Annotated in this window: 18 protein-coding genes; 5 read left to right on the forward strand and 13 right to left on the reverse strand. The window is 39.5% G+C overall.

Going from position 1 to position 18,237, the window contains the following annotated elements; all coding sequences use genetic code 11:
• Positions 1-104: 104 nt before the first annotated feature.
• Both ASE55_RS20625 and ASE55_RS06460 read right to left on the reverse strand, forming a co-directional pair.
• Entirely contained in the window at positions 105-338 is a 234-nt protein-coding gene (locus ASE55_RS20625) for a GNAT family N-acetyltransferase (protein ID WP_238585005.1), read from the reverse strand.
• A 102-nt stretch (positions 339-440) separates the two neighbouring features.
• A complete protein-coding gene (locus ASE55_RS06460) occupies positions 441-1,487 on the reverse strand; it encodes a M28 family metallopeptidase (protein ID WP_056216790.1) in 1,047 nt (348 codons plus the stop codon).
• An 88-nt stretch (positions 1,488-1,575) separates the two neighbouring features.
• On the opposite strand from ASE55_RS06460, the gene ASE55_RS06465 reads away from it, so the two are divergent.
• The gene (locus tag ASE55_RS06465) at positions 1,576-2,715 is read left to right on the forward strand and encodes an aminotransferase class I/II-fold pyridoxal phosphate-dependent enzyme (RefSeq protein ID WP_056216793.1); all 1,140 of its coding nucleotides are present in this window, start codon (positions 1,576-1,578) and stop codon (positions 2,713-2,715) included.
• A 154-nt stretch (positions 2,716-2,869) separates the two neighbouring features.
• On the opposite strand, the gene ASE55_RS06470 is transcribed toward ASE55_RS06465, so the two are convergent.
• The 3 genes from ASE55_RS06470 to ASE55_RS06480 all read right to left on the reverse strand — a co-directional run bounded on the left by ASE55_RS06470 (position 2,870) and on the right by ASE55_RS06480 (position 7,094).
• Positions 2,870-5,596 carry a sodium-translocating pyrophosphatase gene (locus ASE55_RS06470; protein WP_056216796.1) on the reverse strand — a complete coding sequence of 909 codons (2,727 nt, stop codon included), beginning with the start codon at positions 5,594-5,596 and terminating at the stop codon, positions 2,870-2,872.
• 349 nt (positions 5,597-5,945) lie between these two features.
• Positions 5,946-6,557, reverse strand: a complete 612-nt coding sequence (locus tag ASE55_RS06475; RefSeq protein ID WP_056216799.1) for an inorganic pyrophosphatase — start codon at positions 6,555-6,557, stop codon at positions 5,946-5,948.
• 24 nt (positions 6,558-6,581) lie between these two features.
• A complete protein-coding gene (locus ASE55_RS06480) occupies positions 6,582-7,094 on the reverse strand; it encodes a hypothetical protein (RefSeq protein WP_056216802.1) in 513 nt (170 codons plus the stop codon).
• 231 nt (positions 7,095-7,325) lie between these two features.
• On the opposite strand from ASE55_RS06480, the gene ASE55_RS06485 reads away from it, so the two are divergent.
• Together ASE55_RS06485 and ASE55_RS06490 are read left to right on the forward strand one after the other, a co-directional pair.
• Positions 7,326-8,126 carry a hypothetical protein gene (locus ASE55_RS06485; RefSeq protein ID WP_056216805.1) on the forward strand — a complete coding sequence of 267 codons (801 nt, stop codon included), beginning with the start codon at positions 7,326-7,328 and terminating at the stop codon, positions 8,124-8,126.
• Complete coding sequence (locus ASE55_RS06490; protein WP_056216810.1) at positions 8,116-9,930, forward strand: S8 family peptidase; 1,815 nt, start codon at positions 8,116-8,118, stop codon at positions 9,928-9,930. Before ASE55_RS06485 ends, ASE55_RS06490 begins: the two co-directional genes overlap by 11 nt.
• Before the next feature lie 52 nt (positions 9,931-9,982).
• On the opposite strand, the gene ASE55_RS06495 is transcribed toward ASE55_RS06490, so the two are convergent.
• The 7 genes from ASE55_RS06495 to pdhA all read right to left on the reverse strand — a co-directional run bounded on the left by ASE55_RS06495 (position 9,983) and on the right by pdhA (position 16,456).
• Entirely contained in the window at positions 9,983-10,849 is an 867-nt protein-coding gene (locus ASE55_RS06495; RefSeq protein WP_128414511.1) for a hypothetical protein, read from the reverse strand.
• Complete coding sequence (gene radC / locus ASE55_RS06500) at positions 10,846-11,523, reverse strand: RadC family protein (RefSeq protein WP_056216816.1); 678 nt, start codon at positions 11,521-11,523, stop codon at positions 10,846-10,848. Before radC ends, ASE55_RS06495 begins: the two co-directional genes overlap by 4 nt.
• A 6-nt stretch (positions 11,524-11,529) precedes the next feature.
• Positions 11,530-12,294 (reverse strand): hypothetical protein, encoded by a 765-nt coding sequence (locus ASE55_RS06505; RefSeq protein WP_056216818.1) that lies wholly within the window; start codon positions 12,292-12,294, stop codon positions 11,530-11,532.
• Between the two features lie 6 nt (positions 12,295-12,300).
• Positions 12,301-12,882, reverse strand: coding sequence for a murein L,D-transpeptidase catalytic domain-containing protein (locus ASE55_RS06510; RefSeq protein WP_056216820.1), 582 nt, complete (start codon positions 12,880-12,882; stop codon positions 12,301-12,303).
• A gap of 18 nt (positions 12,883-12,900) precedes the next feature.
• Positions 12,901-13,569, reverse strand: a complete 669-nt coding sequence (locus ASE55_RS06515) for an ABC transporter ATP-binding protein (RefSeq protein WP_056216823.1) — start codon at positions 13,567-13,569, stop codon at positions 12,901-12,903.
• Positions 13,570-13,740: 171 nt separating this feature from the next.
• Positions 13,741-15,363: a pyruvate dehydrogenase complex dihydrolipoamide acetyltransferase gene (locus ASE55_RS06520; protein WP_056216826.1), complete on the reverse strand. Its 1,623-nt coding sequence runs from the start codon at positions 15,361-15,363 to the stop codon at positions 13,741-13,743.
• Between the two features lie 91 nt (positions 15,364-15,454).
• Positions 15,455-16,456 carry a pyruvate dehydrogenase (acetyl-transferring) E1 component subunit alpha gene (pdhA, locus tag ASE55_RS06525; protein WP_056216828.1) on the reverse strand — a complete coding sequence of 334 codons (1,002 nt, stop codon included), beginning with the start codon at positions 16,454-16,456 and terminating at the stop codon, positions 15,455-15,457.
• A gap of 126 nt (positions 16,457-16,582) precedes the next feature.
• Here pdhA and ASE55_RS06530 point away from each other — a divergent pair, with 126 nt between their 5' ends.
• Positions 16,583-17,185, forward strand: coding sequence for a phosphatase PAP2 family protein (locus ASE55_RS06530; RefSeq protein WP_056216831.1), 603 nt, complete (start codon positions 16,583-16,585; stop codon positions 17,183-17,185).
• Between the two features lie 9 nt (positions 17,186-17,194).
• On the forward strand, positions 17,195-17,680 hold the full coding sequence (locus ASE55_RS06535; protein ID WP_056216833.1) for a BlaI/MecI/CopY family transcriptional regulator: 486 nt from the start codon (positions 17,195-17,197) through the stop codon (positions 17,678-17,680).
• A 61-nt stretch (positions 17,681-17,741) separates the two neighbouring features.
• Here ASE55_RS06535 and ASE55_RS06540 read toward each other — a convergent pair whose 3' ends face one another.
• Positions 17,742-18,182, reverse strand: a complete 441-nt coding sequence (locus ASE55_RS06540; RefSeq protein WP_056216837.1) for an RNA recognition motif domain-containing protein — start codon at positions 18,180-18,182, stop codon at positions 17,742-17,744.
• Positions 18,183-18,237: the final 55 nt, after the last annotated feature.

The following is an 18,237-nucleotide window of genomic DNA, read 5'->3' on the forward strand; positions in this document are numbered from 1 at the left end:
ATTTCTTCCTTTCCGTGGGTTCCGGTTTCATGCCAGCCGGATTTCCTGTAAAATGTTTCAGCCCTCGTATTCGGGGAAGTTCCAAGCCAGACCTTTTCTTTTGTCTAATCAAAATACCAATCCAGCATTACATCATGAAGCTTTCGCCCGATGCCCTGCTTTTCAAAGTCAGGATGTACAAACAAAGCCCAGATATTGTTTTCTTTAAGGTCAACAATTGAGAAACCTACAATCTGGCTGCCGCTTTCACAGACCCAGCCCTTTCCTCTGGCAAACAAAAATTCTTCACAATCTTTATCTGTGACCAGATTAGGATCAGATAATGTATTTTCTGTCACGGCATTTCTTACGACCTGAATCTGGGGAATATCTTATATTTCTGCTTCACAGATTTTCATTTGACTAAAATTGATTAGAGGAAACAGCTTTTCTGCCTGCCGTTATTTTCTGTCAACAACAATTCTGGCAGGCCTGTTGGCAATTTCCCATGCAGTGGCAAAAACAAGCTGGGTTCTTTTTTTCAGCAGTTCATAATCGATTTTCTCAACATCATCCGTTGGCTTATGGTAATCTTCATGAATCCCGTCAAAGAAAAATGCTACAGGAACATTGTTTTTTGCAAAATTATAATGGTCTGATCTGTAATACAGTCTTTGGGTATCATTGGGATCGTCATATTTATAGTTCAGTTCCAGATTATTGGTATTCCTGTTGGCGGCTTCATTAATAACCTTCAATTCAGAACTCAACATCTCAGACCCGATTACATAAACATATTGCTTGCCTCTGTTTTCAGGATCATCGCGCCCGATCATGTCAATATTTAAATCAACTACCGTATTGGCCAAAGGAAAAACCGGATTGTCCGTATAATATTCAGACCCAAATAATCCGTGTTCCTCTCCTGTTACATGCAGGAACAGGATGGATCTCTTCGGGCCTTTTCCTGCTTTCTTGGCACTCTGGAAGGCTTTGGCAATTTCCATTACGCCTACAGTTCCGCTTCCGTCGTCATCTGCACCGTTATATACTACGCCATTTTTAGTACCCACATGGTCATAATGTGCAGAAACCACCACAATTTCTTCAGGTTTTTCAGAACCTTCGATAAATGCCAGGATATTTTCTGAATCAGGAAGGTTTCCACCGCCTCTTTTTTTCATGAAATCTGCTGGCACCTTCTGATAGTAGGAACCCAGCGCTTTCGGATATGAAATACCGAGGGCTTTATAATAGTTGATCATGTACTCCCCCGCTTTCTTCTGTCCCGGGCTTCCGGTATCCCGGCCTTCCATTTCATCAGAAGCAATAACATATAAGTTTTTCTTAAGGTCAGCTGCCGTAATTTCCTTATAGGCAGAAAGAAAGGCTTTATCGCCTTTCACAACCGATGAAGTGGCCGATGCAGCCGCACCACCAGGATTTTTAGCCGTTCCGCAGCTTACCAGTACCGCTGCTAAAAACAGGGGGATGAATAGTTTTCTCATTATAGAATAATTTGTTTAAAATTAACAAAATTTATTTAATCTGTAATGATAGGCTAATTTCTTATATTTGAGATACAAACAATAACCCATGGAGAAAGTTTACGGATTTACCCATTACTCATTTTTTACGGAGATGTCTGAACTTGCCTCCAGGCACAACAGCTTTGATCTCTCATTGGGCCTTGCAGATTTTGATATTGACCCGCGCTTAAAAGACTTTTTAAAGGAAGCGGCAGATCAGGATACCCATAATTATGAACCGCTGGCAGGAAACCCTTTACTGATTCATAATGTCATCAGTTTCAATCTGAAAAGAAAAAACGGCATCAAACTGAAGGAAAACGAAGTAACCATTACACCATGTGCTACCTTTACTTTATATACCGCGCTTAAGTGTATTTTAAACCCGGGAGATGAAGTAATTGTTATTCAGCCTTCATATTATACTTACAGCCCTTCAATTGTCCTTAATAACGGCATTCCGGTCTATTATGATCTTGATGCTGATTTCAGCATAAACCCTGGAAAGCTCCAGCACTGCATTTCTGACAGGACAAAAGCCATCATCATCAATTCACCGCAGAATCCTACAGGAAAGATGTGGACTGAACATGACTGGAATGTTTTATACGGATTGATAAAAAACCGGGAAATTTACCTGATTTCAGAGGAAATCTACGATACCTACTGTTATGACGGAACGGAACATTACAGTTCGTTCCTGCATCCTGAACTCAGGAAAAGGACATTCTGTATTTTTTCATTTGGCAAGATGTTCCATTCTACAGGCTGGAAAGTAAGTTATCTGTTAGCTGACCCGGATCTTACGGCAAAATTCCGGTGCCATCAGCAGTATATTTCCTACAGTGCCAATGCGCCCTGCCAGTATGCCATTGCAAGATACCTTGACGTTTTTGACCCGTCTGAAAACCGGATTCTGATGCAGAAAAAGCGGGACCTGTTTAATGAACTGATTAGAGATACTCCTTTGGTTGTAGAGCGTAAAACTGAAGGCGCTGTTTTTCAGGTTGTCAATTTCAGGAATGTGTCAAAAACCATGACCGATGTAGAATTCTCGAAGTGGCTTACCATTGAGAAAAAAGTATCCTGTCTACCCTTGTCTGCTTTTTATGATTCAAAACAGAACTCTGATTATATCCGGTTCAGCTTTGCCAAAAAAGATGAACTGATCATTGATGCCTTGGAGCATCTGAGGAAAAATTTATAGTTGATTTAAGAAAAAACTTTTAATTAGTTTCCAAAATGATGATCTTCATATCAGTTCATCGTTTTGCAAAATGACTTTATGATGTGTGAAACTATTGTTTTATAAATGACAAAGCACCGCTGATGCAGTGCTTTGTCTGTTATTTCAATTGGACTTAGAGTGCCAGAACCCTGACATCAATCCTTCTGTTTTTTGCCATACATTCATCTGTATCGTTGGCTTCACAAACCGGATGCTGTGCTCCGTATCCTTCTGCTTCTAACCGGTCTCCGGCAACACCCAGCTCCAGTAGTTTCAACCTCGCTGTCTGGGCCCTTAGATTGGAAAGTGTCCTGTTGCTTTCTTCATTTCCTGTATTGTCAGTATAGCCTCCCAGTTTTATTTTAAGACTCGGATAGGCATTCAGAATCTCCACTAAATTCAGCAGCTGTGCGTCAGAACCCGGACGTAATTCACTTGAACCGGTCTCGAAATAAAGATTTTCAATCGTAAACCATTTATTCGGATCCAACAGTGACTGATCTTTGTTTTTTATCAACTGGTACATCTGAAGTAGCTGGCTGTTCCCGCCGATGGAAATTTTCTTTCCGCCTTTTAACTGTACTTCCTGAGGAGCTCCGGTATCATAAACAAAGTCACCGTTTTCATTTAAATATCCTTTAACCTCCGTCGGAACAAGTACGGCTGCGGTATTTCCCGGAACGGCCTGGGTACTCTTCATTCCGGTTAAGCTTTCAATCTTGGCCGCCCTGTTTGCTTCTATTTTATCTTTATGTAATACGGCTAAAGTTGGGGCAATAACCAGCGAAACAATAGACATCAGCTTGATCAGGATATTCATGGACGGCCCTGAAGTATCTTTGAAAGGATCTCCTACGGTATCACCTGTTACCGAAGCTTTATGCGGTTCTGAGCCTTTGTAGTACATCTGACCGTTGATATCCACTCCTTTTTCAAAAGATTTTTTGGCATTGTCCCAGGCACCTCCGGCGTTGTTCTGGAACATGCCCATCAGTACCCCGCATACGGTGGCACCGGCTAAAAATCCGCCCAGTACTTCCGGACCGAAAATAAATCCGATCAACAGAGGTGAAACAATGGCAATTGCTCCGGGAAGCATCATTTTCCTGATGGATGCATCGGTAGAAATCGCAACACATTTTTCATATTCAGGACGTGCCGTGCCTTCAAGGATTCCAGGAATTTCCCGGAACTGCCTGCGCACTTCCTCCACCATCGCCATGGCTGCCTGTCCTACCGCTGTAATGGCAAGTGATGAAAATATGAAAGGTATCATCCCTCCCACAAACAATCCGGCCAGTACGTCGGCTCTGTAAATATCAATGCCGTCAATGCCTGCAATGCCTACAAATGCTGCAAATAAAGCTAAAGCGGTTAAAGCTGCGGAAGCGATGGCAAATCCTTTTCCTGTAGCTGCTGTTGTATTTCCTACGGCATCCAGTATATCGGTTCTTTCACGGACTTCTTTCGGGAGTTCACACATTTCAGCAATTCCTCCGGCGTTATCTGCAATCGGCCCGAATGCGTCAATGGCAAGCTGCATGGCGGTTGTGGCCATCATTCCGGCGGCTGCAATCGCAACTCCGTATAATCCGGCACACAGATAGGAACCGTAGATCCCTCCGGCCAGAACAATAATCGGAAGCAGCGTAGATTCCATCCCGACGGAAAGACCGCCAATGATATTGGTGGCGTGGCCTGTTGAAGACTGCCTTACAATACTGGAAACGGGCCTCTTACCCATTGCCGTATAATATTCTGTAATAATGCTCATTAAAGTCCCCACAACCAACCCGACCATAATTGCTCCGAAGACACCCATTTTAGTAAATTCATGACCTCTTAAAACCATTTTATCAGGCAGAATATAAGTAACCAGAAAATAGGAAGCGATTGCAGTAATGACAATACTTCCCCAGTTCCCGAGATTCAAAGCATTCTGAACGTTTGACGTTGAAGAACCTTCGTGATCATTGATCCTCACAAATAAAGTCCCGGCCATTGAAAACAGAATTCCGGTTCCTGCGATAAGCATCGGCAGAAGGATCGGGGCAAAACCGCCGAAAGCATCTTCAGACATGGTTTCTCTTCCCAAAACCATGGTGGCTAAAACCGTGGCAACGTAAGACCCGAATAAGTCGGCTCCCATTCCGGCAACATCTCCCACATTATCCCCTACATTATCTGCAATGGTAGCGGGATTTCTTGGATCATCTTCAGGAATTCCGGCTTCCACTTTTCCTACCAGGTCTGCCCCTACATCAGCTGCTTTGGTATAAATACCGCCGCCTACTCTTGCAAACAGGGCGATTGATTCCGCGCCCAGGGAAAAGCCGGTTAGGATTTCAATGGTTCTTTTCATTTCGTCAGAATCCACTGTGGCATCAGGCGCAAAAATCTGTTTGATGATTAAAAATAAAGCACCCAGCCCCAGAACGGCCAATCCGGCAACACCCATTCCCATCACAGATCCTCCGGTAAAAGAAACTTTTAAAGCTTTAGAAAGCGAAGTTTTAGCGGCCTGTGTGGTTCTGACATTGGCCTTTGTGGCAATCTTCATCCCGATGAATCCGGCAAGTGCAGAAAACACAGCCCCGATCGCGAAGGCAAGCCCGATGGTCCAGTGGGAATCTGAATTGCTTGCTCCCATTACGGCTAATAAAATGGCTACAATAACCACAAAATACATCAAAATCCTGTACTCGGCTTTCAGAAAAGCCATAGCACCGTCAGCAATATAACCGCTGATCGTTTTCATCTTTTCATCCCCGGCATCCTGCTTACTTACCCAGTTACTCTGAAGAAATGTGTACAGTAAAGCAATGACACCAAAAATTGGCACTAACAAGAATAAATCCATAGTTTAATATTTTTTTGGTAATAGAATAATAAATATAACAAATAATTCCCTTGAAAATGTCATAAATATTTACAACTGTTAAAATCAGATCTTTAAGGACTTGTTAAATTATTGCAAAAAACAGATTCCTCAGATAATAATGGTAATGGTGAATATTTTTAAGTTTGTTTATTATTAAATCTAAAAATTCAGCAGAATAAAGCTTCAGAACTAAATTTAAACAGGATTTTAATGTAACATCGGTTTTTCAATGCAGGAAAGTTCTGAAGTATATTGAATTATATCCAATAAAAAAGGATAAACGAAAATTCATTTATCCTTTGATTTTATGTTAAAGAGAATTGTATGACTATCCTCCGTATTTATTGGCGTAATCTTCCTGAGAAGCGACAATTACTTTTCTGGCGTGTTCAGCACCGTATACTTCCTGGATTCTACATTTTGCAGGCTCATCCGGTAAGTTTTTATAGGTCAGGAAATAGTGCATTAATCGTTTCACTTCTGCGTCAGGCAATTCTGCAATATCTCTGAAGTGCCCGAAAGCATGGTCCCCGATCATTACAGCAACAATTTTATCATCAGCTTCGCCTCCGTCAATCATTTTAAAACCTCCGATCGGAATAGCTTCCATTAATAAACCTCCTGAATGAATATTGTGGGAACTCAAAACACAGATATCAAGCGGATCATGATCACCCATGGTTACATCTTCTGCCCCTCTTTCAACAGCCAGATTCATTACAGCAGCATCACAATACGTTCTCGGAACAAAACCGTACAAAGCCGGGATGATATTTGAGAATTTTTGAGGCCTGTCAACCTTCAGAAAACCGGTTTCTTTGTCAACTTCATATTTAATGGTATCAGAAGGAACGATCTCCACGAAAACATTAACAACGTTCGGCGCATCTTGTCCTGCAGAAATTCCGTGCCATGGATGTGCTTTAAAATTTGGAATCATTATTTAATTTTATTTATTTTTTAGTTAAGCTATTATTAAAATTTCTTTTCTCATATCATCTATGGTTGCTGAAATGTAATCATCACCGTTCATGTAATTCATGATGAAAATGGTTTTAAATTCATCAAGATCAGCATTCCCGTTAATTTCCTCATAGGTTTTATGAAGAAGGCTAAGTACAGCATTCTTAGAATCGACAATATTATTCCAGGAATTTTTTGAAATATAAAGCTGCTGCGAAGAATTGTATTCAAACTCTTCATTTACAGACTTTTCGGTGAGAAATATAAATTCGTGAACGGCCAGCTCCTTATCAAAGCGTTGAATAAGGTTTGACGGCTTTATCCTTTCCAGAAAAAGGATCATTCTTTCATAAGACTGGCTCTTGTTTCCTGAATTTGATTTTACGGAAAGAAGTTTTATTTCCTGCTCTTTAAGCCTGATATAGGTAAATACAAATTGCCTGAGCAAAACCAGAAAAGGGATTGCAATAATCAATGCAAAAGCATACGGCAGATATCCTGAAAAACTTGTCATAATTTGAGCTAGCAAAATTACTGATAATTTCTGAATTTATTATTGAAAATATTTCCAAGTATTTTTATTCTTTTCTCACATTACATTTCTCCGGAATTCTCGCTGATGTATTCAGTAATTATATTTTATACATTCCAATGAATCAGACATTATTTTAAAAAAAATAATATAAAAAGAATCAGCTAAATAAAATATATCACTACCTTTAGAAAACATAAAATTATTTTAATCATGAAAAAAACAGTTCTTTTATTAGCTACAGCAGCTACGTCTTTTCTTTATGCCCAACAGTCCTGGAATCTTACAGGAAATTCCGGAACATCTCCGACCGCAAATTACCTTGGAACTTCAGACAGTCAGGATTTGGTGTTAAAGACCAGTAATGTTGAAAGAATGAGGATCAATTCAACGGGCAATATTGGTATAGGCATAAATCCTGATCCTAGTATTGCTTTCAGAGCGCAGGGTCGAGGCCAGTTTTCATCTGATACTACCAGTGATACTTTTACAGTTAGAAATTCAGGTACTAATGTTGATGGCGGTTCTTCTTTAGTCTGGCTGAATTACATGCAATATCAGCCAAATAATCCGGGAGTTTTAGATATCAGCGGACCTACTGCCCCAGGAAATTGGGAGTCTACATTTTCATTGAAAGCAAACGGAAAATTACTTATCGGAAATTACAGCCAATATCCTAACTGTTCAGACTGTAATGATTACCGGGTTTTTATAAAAAACGGGATCAGAACTGAAAAGGTAAAGGTAGATATCGCTGCAAATAACGGATGGGCAGACTATGTTTTTGAAAAAAACTATAATCTGATGCCTTTACATGAGCTTGAAAAATTCATCACTGAAAATAAACATTTACCGGAAGTACCGACAACAGATGAAGCCATAGAAAATGGAATTGAACTAAAAGAAATGAACATCCTTCTTTTGAAGAAAGTTGAAGAATTAACATTGTATGTAATTCAGCAACAAAAAGAAATTCAGGAACTTAAAAATAAAGTATATAAAAATGAAAAGTAAAATACTTCCGTTGTTATTGCTGGCAGGTTTCTTTTCATACGCTCAGAACAAACTTTATTACGTTCAGGTTTCAAATGAAAGCAGTGCCCCCAAAATAACTGACAATAATGGCAAGATTGCCGTAATGCATTCTGATGAACGGGTGATGAAAGTTTTTTCAAAATATAATGTACATACATTTGAAAAAGCATTTCCTACCTCCCAGACACTTTCTTTGCAAAACATATATTTACTGGAAGTGGATAAAGAAGGAATTGCAGAAGAGCTGAAAAACTATACGGGATATTTTCCTCTGGTTGAAGAAACATTCAGACCCGGCCTGCTATATATACCGAATGATTATAATTTCCCTTCAGGAAGTTCAAACCCGATAAAGAGTCTGGAATTAATAAATGTAAAAGAGGCCTGGGATTATACACACGGCGATCCGAACTTCAAGATAGGTATAAGCGATACACCCATAAGAATGACTCATGAAGATTTGTCCGGAAAGGTTACCAGCCTTACCAATGGACCACTGACTCCGGATTCTCATGGAACAATTGTTTCCAGCCAGGCTGCAGCAAACACGGATAACAATAAGGGGATTCCGGGCACAGGTTTCAACTCCAGTATTTTATTTAAGCATATGTACGACGGCATTTTGATGAATACTTTATTGGTTTTATCACAGAACGGAGCCCGAGTAGTAAATGCAAGCTGGTATAACTCTTGCAGCTACAGCGCGATCGATCAGCTGGTAGTTGACGAGATACATAATAATGGAACCGTAATCATCGTGGCTGCAGGCAATGGCGCAACCTGTGGAGGACCGGATAATTATGTTTATCCGGCAAGTTATAATCATGTCATCAGTGTTTCCACTGTTGGCTATTTTGATGTAGGATATACCTATAATAACATTCCGTATTCGTGGGAGGACCGTATCGAAGAAGTAATCGGAAACCCGAATACCACCCATCAGCACAACGATATGGTAGATTTAAGGGCACCCGGAATTAACGTTTTAGGGGCAGTAGCTGACAGTGACAGTTCTTATGGGGGAGCCTGGGGAACTTCAATAGCTGCACCCCAGATAGCCGGCGTAGTGGCCCTTTTATTTTCAGTAAATAACTGTCTGAATTCTGATGAAGTCGAAACCATTTTAAAACTTACATCAGCAAACCTGGACAACATCCCTGAAAACCAGCCTTATGTCGGAAAATTAGGTGCCGGAAGAATCGATGCCGGGAAAGCGACAAAAATGGCCTGGCAAATGGATCCGACGAATGGCGGAGAAGTTTTGATAAAAGACAGAAACTTCAGTAAGTGGGATTTTGAACTTACAAATTCTGCGGAATCTATAAGAATTCAAAATGAAAGCTTTACACAAAATGCCAATGTTAAATTCAAAGCTAAAAAAAGCATAACGTTAGATACAGGTACCGTCTTGGAACCGGGGACAGGAAGTAGCCATTATCTGTACATAGATAATACAAACAGCTGTTATACTTTTAGTCCACGTCCGGTTAAATCTGAAGATCTGGCTAAAAAAACAGCAAAAATTACAGAAGTGACCCGTGATGACATCACGCTTTATCCGATTCCTGCTAAAGATCATCTATTCGTAAAAACGAATAAAGAATTAAAAAACAGTACAGTTAAAATCTTCGATATGAGCAACAGACTGGTATTTGAAAAAACCATGTCAATAACAGATACAGCTTCAATAGATATTTCAAACCTGCTGAAAGGAGTTTATTTTATTGATATCACAGACAGCAATTCCAAATCACATTATTCTAAAAAGTTTATCAAACAATAAGATATTTCATACAAAGATCGCTTCAAATCATGAAGCGATCTTATTTATTTTTTTAAAAAAATTTCTTTAGCATCTTATTTTCATAATAAGAATATTCCTGAAGTTCTCCGCCAAAACTTTTAAAAAAGACTTCTATCCCACGGATATTGCTTCCCATGAAATTGAATTGCTTTTCGTGAATATAAAGACTTAAAATTTTATCAATCAGAAAAGAAGGTCCGTTTTCATTTCTGTAAATTTCATCATTGATCAGGCCCAGCAGAGAGATTTGATTGTTTTCCGAAACCAGCACGGCAACGTTTATCAGTTTTTCTTCCAGATAAGCAGCACAAAGCTCTAATGCATTATTCTGCCGGAGAAAATTCATATAATTCCTAAACCTGTTAATATCGGTTTGTTTGGTAATCCCTTTAAAATTATTTTCAATAAAAGTAATATGTTCAGAATTGAGTTCAATCTGTCTGTAATGAAGATGCTGTGCGCATTTTGCCGTAGATTTTCTTCCTTTAAAATATTTTTTTCTTCTTAAAGTTGGATAATCTGAGATAGGAATAATATAGTTTTTCTTTTTGACCAATATTTCTGATAACGAATTCTGATGATTAAAAGAATACGAAAACACTTTGTATTTTCTTTTTAAAAACTTTAAAAACTGATCATTAATTTTCACATTATCTTTTTGAGAAAAAATGCCTAACTGCTGACAGAAAAGAGGCATAATCACAAAAGTAATTCCAAACTTTTTCCGCAAAGGAACGGGTAAAACGGCTTCATAATCTCCATATATGATAATTTCCCAGTTTCCTGACAGTTGGTCTAAGACTTCTTTCTTTGCATACCAGTTCCGCTGTTCGGAATTCTCCAGGCACTGTGTATATTTATCAAAATCAATTTCATTATATTTCAATCTTCTCATCATAATATGCCGTCGTCTGAAAAACTAAAGTACGAGTTTTGGGTAATAATAAGGTGGTCCAGAAGCTGGATACCCAATATTTTTCCGGCTTCTTTTATCTTTTGTGTAATATCGATATCTTCCCGGCTCGGTTTCAAATTCCCCGAAGGATGATTGTGCGCAACAATAATTCCCGTTGAAAAATGATCCAAGGCTGTTTTGAATAAGACCCTCACATCGACAATTGACTGGCTGATCCCGCCTTCGGTCAGCTTAGCCGTATGAATGATCTTGTTTCTCTGATTAAGAAAGATGGCCCAGAATTCTTCTGTGCGCAGATCTGACATTTGATTTTTGAAAATCTGATAGGCATCATTGCTACCGGAAATCACTTTGATCTCCGAAATTTCCTGCCTGGCCCGTCTTCTTCCGATTTCCAAGGCTGTTGCAATAGAAATGGCCTTTACCTGCCCCACGCCTTTAAATTTCATAAGGTCCTGAATAGAGAGCAGGCTCAGCAGGTGCCAATTATTATCAACCGAAGCCAATATTTTCTGGCCCAGTTCTACCGCCGTTTCATCCTTACTGCCGCTTCCCATAATAATGGCCAGCAGCTCGGAATCAGATAGTGAATTTTTACCTTTCTGTAAAAATTTTTCGCGGGGGCGGTCGTCTTCAGCTAGGAATTTTATAGACATAATTATTTATTCAAAACCTTTCATTTGTGGAGAAATTTTAAAAGTCATTTCACCTGTTTCTTTCATTTTTAAGGACTTTTCTCCTGAAATTAAAAGTCCTGTTTTCCTATCAAGTACATATGAGCCAATAATTTCGGCCCTGTATTTATCCGAACCCCCATTATATCCCATTAATCCCAGGGAACTAACATTGATAGACTTACTGTCTATTTTTTTTATAGTATAAGTAGTTTTCAATTCTACTTTCTTATCTATTGGGTTGGTTGTAGTTTCTTCCCAGGTAAGCTTTTCGATCAGCTTTCTTTCCGGCAACGCAAATGGTAAAATATTATATTGTTCAATCAAAAATGGGTCAGCATCAATATTCTTGAATTTCGGTTTCTCAATGATTCGGCCGTAAGCATTTATTCTAAAAGAAAATTCTTTGTTAACCAAATTTTGTATATCACTTCCCAAATCAGAATCACCATTTCCGCTTTCACGTGTATCAACAGAAAAAGAATCACCTAAAATACTTTGGTTGACATTCGCTCTTTTCAATTTTCCCGTCATATAATAGTGGCCATTTTTAGCAACTGAATCTACTTTATAATTGACCACATTTACTTCGTTTAAAGTCATTTGTGAGTTTGTACTGACATCAGCTTCATAGATTACAGATTGTTCAAAATCTTTTGGGAGGTTTAATTTCAGATCTGCAACGGCATAATTTTCCTTTTTACAGGAAACCAGAATCGCAGCAACAAAAAATGGCAATATCGTTTTTTTCATAATTAGTTAATAAAAAGCATATAAAATAACCGGCTTTTTCGACTGGTCGATATATTGCGCCGTTTGCTGCAATGCGTTTTTTGACAGCATCGGACAGCCAAAACTCAGGCATGCCGGCGCTGCAGATTCCTTATCGGATATACAGGAATAAGCGTGTAAAACAATGGCACGTTTCCTGGCATTGCTGTTGGTTTCATCCAGGCCGTCCAGACGGTAAGCCTTACCGAATTTTCCGGAATAGCTTTCCCTGATCTCATATTTACCTAACGATGACTGGTGGGAACCGTCTGTATTGCTGAATTTTAAAAGTCCTGACTTTTCAATAACAGAGCCTTCCCCATGCGCAACTATGGCTTTCTGTAAAATTTTATCATTTCTGAGATCATACACGAAATACCGGTATTTCCCGGAATGGATCTTAAAATTGATAAAAACCACAAGGTCCTGATTATAATTTTTTCCTTTTATGAAACTTCTGATCTCCGAAATTTTTGATTCGGGCAGATATTCTCCGGCAGCAGATGACGGCTGAGATCCAATCTCTGAATAGCAACCCAGCAGGATCATTAAAAAAATAAGGTGTTTCATCTGTGCTTTGTGAGGGTTTTATTCGATAATCATCCCGTCTTTCATCACTAATTTCCTGTCGGTAATTTCTGCAAGGTTTGGGTTGTGGGTTACAATAACAAAAGTCTGGTTGTATTTATCTCTCAGGTCAAAAAAAAGCCGGTGAAGGTCATCTGCATTTTTTGAGTCTAAGTTACCGGTCGGTTCATCGGCAAAAATAATTTTTGGGGAATTGATTAAAGCCCTTGCTACGGCTACCCTCTGCGCTTCGCCACCGGAAAGCTGATTGGGCTTGTGGTGCAGCCTCTGTTCGATTTTCAGGTCCTCAAATAAAGCATATGCCTTTTCAATAGCTTCTTTTTCATTAGCACCGGCAATTTTTGTAGGCAGCAAGACGTTTTCCAGAGCCGTAAATTCAGGAAGCAGCTGATGGAACTGAAATACAAACCCGATATTCTGGTTTCTGAACTTGGAAAGCTGTTTATCATTCATGTTGATAAAAGATTCCTGCGCAATGGATATTTCAGTACCGAATTTGTTTGACTGGGAAGGCTGATCCAGTGTTCCCAGGATCTGCAGCAGCGTAGATTTCCCTGCTCCGGATTCTCCCACGATGGATACCACTTCACCCATTTTGATGTGAATGTCAACGCCCTTCAATACTTCTAAATTCCCATAAAATTTATGGATATTCCTTGCTTTAATCATAATTCAAAAATAGTAAATTGATTTTAAATAATGACAATTTTAAAGCTAATAGTACATAAATACATAATTCGTTTTATGAGCAGTTTTTCATCACGATATGATCTTCAGGATAAGTAATAAAACCTCTCATAGCTATGAGAGGTTTTATTTATATTCCAAAAAATCAGAAAGTTACAGTAACAGTGTTAATGGACTTTCCAGATATGTTTTTAAAGTCTGTAAGAACTGAGCTCCTGTAGCACCGTCTACCACTCTGTGGTCACATGCCAGGGACAGTTTCATAATATTTCCGACTACAATCTGTCCGTTTTTCACAACCGGCTTCTCGATAATGGCACCTACTGAAAGGATGGCTGCATTCGGCTGGTTGATGATGCTGGTAAATGTTTCAATCCCGAACATTCCCAGGTTGGAAACAGAGAAAGTGGAACCTTCCATCTCATTGGCTTTAAGGCCTTTGGATTTTGCTCTTCCTGCCATATCTTTTACCGCAGCAGAAATCTGCGTATAATTCATCTGGTCAGTATTCTTAAGCACGGGAACTACCAATCCGTCAGGAATAGCTACCGCTACGCCGATGTTGATATTTCCTCTGTGGATTACCTTATCACCTGCCCAGCTTGAATTTACCTGCGGATGTTTTCTTAATGCAACAGCCGTTGCCTTGATGATCATATCATTGAAAGAAATTTTGGTATCCGGCAGCGAATTGATTTCTTTTCTTGCTTCTATGGCTTTATCCATATTGATCTCTACCATTAAATAGTAGTGAGGCGCAGAGAATTTACTTTCAGAAAGACGTTTGGCAATGATATTTCTTACCTGTGAGTTCGGCGTTTCCGTATCTTCACCCTGAACAAAGCTTACAGCTACCTGAGCTGCCGCAGCTGATGATGCCTGGGCCGGTGCAGAAGTTTCTTTGCCAGCAGATGGCTGGTAGTTTTCAATATCTTTTTTAACGATTCTTCCGTTTTCTCCGGAACCCTGAAGGGTATGGATATCCACTCCTTTTTCCTCAGCCATTTTTTTAGCTAACGGAGAAATGGCTACCCGGTCAGAAGATGAAGCATTTTCAGCAGGAGCCGCCTGTTCTTTTTCTTCTTTTGCCTCAGGTTTCTTTTCGGCTGGTTTTTCTGATGATTGGCCGGCTGCTTTCGGAGCACCTACTCCTGAAACATCGGTTCCTTCAGGTCCGATAATCGCCAATACGGAATCCACAGGAGCGGCACCGCCTTCTTCAACACCCTGCTTCAGCAGTACGCCGTTAAACTCAGATTCAAAATCCTGAACGGCTTTATCGGTTTCGATTTCCGCTAGAAGGTCTCCCTCTTTTACGGTATCGCCTACGTTTTTGTGCCATTTAGCCACTTTGCCTTCCGTCATCGTATCAGAAAGTCTCGGCATTGTAATCATTTCTACCCCTGCAGGAATTTCAGCATCAGTCTGCTCTACACTGGTAGCGTTATTTTCTGTCTTTAATTCTTCTTCGGATTTTTTCTCTTCAGAATCATCAGCTTTGGGAGCTTCACCGCCGGTTAACCCGGAAATATCTTCTCCTTCTTTACCGATAATTGCTAAAACAGAATCTACAGCAGCTGCACCGCCTTCTTCTACTCCTACGTATAAAAGAGTACCTTCTATCTCGGATTCAAAATCCTGAACGGCTTTATCAGTTTCAATTTCAGCTAAAATATCTCCTTCTTTTACCTGATCTCCTACTTTTTTATGCCATTTTGCCACTTTCCCTTCTGTCATTGTATCAGAAAGGCGCGGCATTGTAATTACTTCTGCCATAATTTATTATGATAATTTGTTAATGTGATGAAGTGAGAATCAGAAATAAAAATAATTAACTCATTTTTCAAATTCTCAAATTACCTAATTATTAATTTTCTAACTTGTTTAAGAACGGATAATTTTCCTGAGCATATACATACTCATAGATTTTTTCAGGATCCGGATATGGGGAATTTTCCATGAACTCGATGCATTCTTCAACAAAATCCCTTGATTTGCTGTCTGTTGCTTCCAGTTCTTCTTCAGTTGCCCAGTTGTTTGATAAAATTCTTTGTTTGATCAGTTCAATCGGGTCATCATTTTTGTGGATCGCCACTTCTTCTTTGGATCTGTAAGGCTCTGCATCAGACATTGAATGCCCTCTGAAACGGTATGTTCTTGCCTCAATAAAGGTAGGCCCGTCCCCTCTTCTTGCTCTTTCAATGGCTTCGTAAGCTGCTTCAGCAACTTTTTCAGGATCCATTGCATCTACTGCAAGGCAAGGCATTTCATAACCAAGACCTAATTTATAGATGTCCTCATGGTTGGCAGTTCTTTTTACGGAAGTTCCCATCGCATACTGGTTGTTTTCAACCACAAATACTACAGGTAATTTCCAGTTCATCGCCATGTTAAACGTTTCATGTAGTGAACCCTGTCTTGCCGCTCCATCCCCGAAGAAACAGATATTCACCGCTTTTCTGTCGAAATACTGGTCTGCAAAAGCAATACCCGCACCTAAAGGAATCTGTCCTCCGACAATACCGTGACCACCGTAAAATCTGTGTTCTTTACTGAAAATGTGCATAGATCCGCCCATACCTCCGGACGTACCTGTTGCTTTCCCGCAAAGTTCCGCCATGATTCTTTTAGGATCCACTCCCATAGCCATAGGATGGATGTGGCATCTGTAAGCAGTAATCATACTGTCTTTTGTTAAATCCATTGCATGGGTAAAACCTGCAGGAATGGCTTCCTGACCGTTGTACAAATGTAAAAAACCTCTGATTTTTTGTTTTAGATAAAGAGAACGGCATTTGTCTTCAAACCTTCTCCACATTGTCATATCTTCATACCACTTCAGGTATACCTCTTTAGAAAATTCTTTCATGTGCTAGCCTTTGCTTATTTATATATGAAATAGTTGAGCAAAATTATAAAAAAAACTTTGTTTTTATTGTATTTACACCCATTGTTTTTTACTTATAATATTATATTTACAGGATCAAACTTACTTATGCAAGAAAAATACCCTCCATTTGTTTATAAAACTTCAAAAATCATATCAGATTTCTTCAATCCTTTGGTCTCTCTGGTGATATTTTTCTTCTACATGAGCATCAAGTCCTATTCTTTACATGATTCCCTGGCGTACTTTATTCCGATACTGCTGATCATCATTCTGCCTGTTATTATCTGGCTGGTATGGAACGTTAAAACCGGGCGGTATACCAATATGGATGTATCCAACCGAGTACAGCGGATTTCCCTGTATTTCTTTATCGCAGCCTGTGTTATTGCCTACATCGCTTTTGACTATTTCAGGAAAGGGCATGTGGATTTGATTATGATCTTTATTCTGATTCTGCTTCTGGTGATGCAGCTCAGCAATTATTATATCAAAAGTTCCATGCACACCGCATTTAATGTACTGGTTGCCGCTTTATTTTTTGCGCTGAATACAGTATTGGGAATTGCCTGGCTCGGCATCGCAGTTCTGGTTGGGATTACCAGGGTTATTGTCGGAAGGCATACCCCGAAAGAGGTAATGATGGGCGCCGGAATTGCATTAATGGTATCTTTTATCTATCTTTATTGCCATATACAATTTCAACCGTAAGGATCTCATATGAAAATAAATCATCTTACATCTGCTGAGGAAAACTTAATGAAGCTGTTGTGGAAGCTTCATTCTTTTTATTTAAAGGACATTATGGAACAGCATCCGGAACCTAAGCCTCACCAGAATACAGTTTCTACCTATCTGAAAATACTTGTTGAAAAAGGCTATCTGTCTACGGCAAAAGAAGGCCGGATTTTCAGATATACTGCCATTGTGCCGTTTGAAGAATACCGGAAGTTTTTATTACAGGAACTGGTGCACAGCTTTTTCAGCAATTCCGGGAAGGAAGTTCTGGAACTTTTAATGAATGAGCACATGATTTCCCGGGATGATATAAAAGAGCTGGGCATTGACATGGCCGTGGTAAGTCAGGAAGAAATAAAAGAACCGACTTTTGAATATGCCGATGAAATCCTGAATCGGAAAAAAACAAAGGATAAAAAGAAAGGGAAGGAAAAAGATAAAAAGAAGAAGAAAAATAAAAAGGAATAACAGATAACAGATTTATCTGTGCATAAAAAAAGCGGCTTCAAACTGAAGCCGCCTATATTTTTTACCAACGTTTTCCACCGCCGTTTCCGCCACGGTCTCCACCGCCGCCGTAACCGCCGCTTCCACCTCTGTTGCTGCTTCCGCCGTAACCACCGCTACCGCTTCCACCTCTGTTTCCGCCACCGCCGTAACCGCCGCTTCCGCCTCTGTTACCACCGCCAGCGTTACCGCCACCGCCTCCGAAAGACCTTCTTGGTTTTTCTTCTCTTGGCTTAGCTTCTGAAACATTAAGTGTTTTTCCGTTGAATTCTTTTTGATTAAGAGCTTCAATTGCCTGCTGCCCTTCAGCATCTTCCATTTCAACAAACCCGAAACCTCTTGAACGACCTGTCTCTTTGTCTGTAATGATTTTTACTGAAGAAACTTCTCCAAATTCTGAAAATAAATCCTGCAACTCATAATCTTTAGTTGCGTAGTTGATGTTTGAAACAAAAATGTTCATCTGAATAAAAAAATTAAAAATGTTAAAAATGATTTGGTTTATAAAAGAAAAACAA

Origin of the sequence: Chryseobacterium sp. Leaf201 (genome assembly GCF_001421435.1) — a bacterium.
Taxonomy (GTDB): domain Bacteria; phylum Bacteroidota; class Bacteroidia; order Flavobacteriales; family Weeksellaceae; genus Chryseobacterium.